Annotated in this window: 2 protein-coding genes; one reads left to right on the top strand and one right to left on the bottom strand. The window is 61.3% G+C overall.

Translation table 11 applies throughout. The features are described from left to right. Positions 1–592, bottom strand: a 592-nt coding sequence (locus WBB85_RS14525) for a LysM peptidoglycan-binding domain-containing protein (protein WP_432639319.1), incomplete at its 3' end; no start/stop codon positions are given. 433 nt (positions 593–1,025) lie between these two features. On the opposite strand from WBB85_RS14525, the gene WBB85_RS14520 reads away from it, so the two are divergent. After that, the gene (locus WBB85_RS14520) at positions 1,026–1,928 is read left to right on the top strand and encodes a hypothetical protein (RefSeq protein WP_432639318.1); all 903 of its coding nucleotides are present in this window, start codon (positions 1,026–1,028) and stop codon (positions 1,926–1,928) included. Positions 1,929–2,047: the final 119 nt, after the last annotated feature.

Here is a 2,047-nt window from a genome sequence, read left to right as displayed (position 1 = left end):
CCGACACAACATCCATGTTGTCGCAATCGGGCTTGGTCCAGGCAATCGACACGTCGAACGCACCGCTCGGCAGCAGCGTATCAAGATGCGATCCCCAGTCGTCGACCCAGGACGTGATCTGTTCGCGGTCGTTCCCGGCGCGGTGCAGGGCAGTTGTGGCAATCTTTACAAAGATACCGCCGCCGGACAGGCTTTCGTCGGCAAAGGGTTTCCAGTTGTTGCCGGTCACGAACTTCAAAGGTGGCGCATAGACATTGTTCTGCGGTCTGGCCTCCTGATACTTCTGCTCTTCTTCCTCGATAACAGAGGACAGGTCCTGATCAGCGCTGAGCCGACCATCCTCGCAAGGCAGTGCCAGCTCCATGCCTTCTGACATATTGTTGGGGTTGCTCGCCAGCCGGTCCCTGTTGGCATTGAAGAGTGTCTGGTAGTTGTAGCTGCCATAGGCAGCGAACGAGATACCGGCGAGCGTATCGCCCGCCTTGACCGTGTAGGTCGTGCATGCCTCCTGTGCCTGGGCGGTGATCGGCAGGGCAAGCGCGAATGCCGTGCCAAGCACGAGGCGGGGCACCGTGGTGAGCCGTTGAAGCATCTGAGTTCCTTGTCTCTTCCAAAATTGCCGAACTGACTACGTTTCCGGTTTTGGTCGAGTTGGCGAAACTCGGGGCCTGATCCGGGGCGTCTCGTGTTCGGCGCGCACCCCCGCCGATGAATGAATCGTCAACCAACGCCCGGTACAATTTCGCATCCAGTAGCGTTGTGATGCGATAGTGCGCTGAAACTGCGTAAATTCGCGTCGAGTTTTGAGGCGGCGACACATTGGATCAAAGCATTGCACTGCAGAATTCAGCGCCGATTTCGCGCTGGCGGCGGCAGGCCGGGTCCGCGCTGCTTCTTTTGTGAACAGTCCGGCGGAACCCATTGAAACGATTCGGAACTCTTCGGCCAAGCCAAGAACCAAGATTTGCCAAATATAAACCATATTTGGTTGCGATCGTGGAAACGATCTGGGGAAGGCAGCACCAATGACCACAGAGTCGTATGAGATTCTCGTTCATGCCGGAGCGCATTGTTGCGAGGCCGAGGATGTGCAGCGGTTCGTTGGCGTCAATCGTGATGCCATTGACGCCGCCGGATATGATCTGGCCTATCCCGGACGCGGTGGTGCCCCGGGCGGCCACTTTGACTTCGCCTTTCCCGAGCCACGTCATACCGGCTTGGGGGCAGAGGTGTTTTCCAGCCGGATGGTCGATGCAATTCCGGTCCCCGAAGACGGGCGACGCGGTCTGATCCTGTCCGAACACGATCTGGCCGGACGCATGGCCAGTCTTCTGAACGGCCGGTTCTATCCTGCGGCGCGCAGCCGGGCCGAGGTTCTGCGTTCTGCCCTCGGTCGGCCGGTGGACCACGTCATTTTCACCGTCGCGCCCTATGACGCCCTGTTCGTCGGCGCCTGGCGTCGCTTCGCGCTGGACCGGCTGGTCGAACCCTTTGCCGAATACGCGACCGCCATGGCAAGTTTTTCCGGGGGCTGGGTCGAGGTGGTGGAAGCGCTGCGCGACGGGCTTGAGGCACGCAAGGTCACGATCCTCGCAACCCGGCCGCATCCGATGGAAGTTCTGGCCCATCTCGCCCCCGGCCTCAGGCTGACCGATCCGGTGATGCCCGCCGCTGCACCGCGCGTCACCGACAGCGCCGTCGCCATGATCCAGCGTCACTACCGCCAGGGCGCCCGCTTTGCGCCCGGCCAGCGCGACCGTATCCTTGCCTTCCATGCCCGCCAGCCGCAGACCGGTATCGAACAGGGCTTTCCGGGCCTGCAACTGGCCGACCTTCGCGGCCGCTACGTCGCTGATCTAGACACCCTGGCGCGCCTTCCGGGGGTGGAGCTTGTCGGTGCGGCAATGCCAGCCGTGGCGGCGGAATAAGACATTCGGGCTTTACGTCGAAATGGCGCGAACCAAATCAAGGCAGACCAGATCGGGCAGGCACAGAACGCCCCCGGAAGATGGATGCCGGGGCTTTTTGTCGGTGCCTCTGTACCTGT

Origin of the sequence: Albidovulum sp. (assembly GCF_049646345.1) — a bacterium.
Lineage (GTDB): Bacteria > Pseudomonadota > Alphaproteobacteria > Rhodobacterales > Rhodobacteraceae > Albidovulum.
This window is presented reverse-complemented; position numbering and strand designations above follow the sequence as displayed.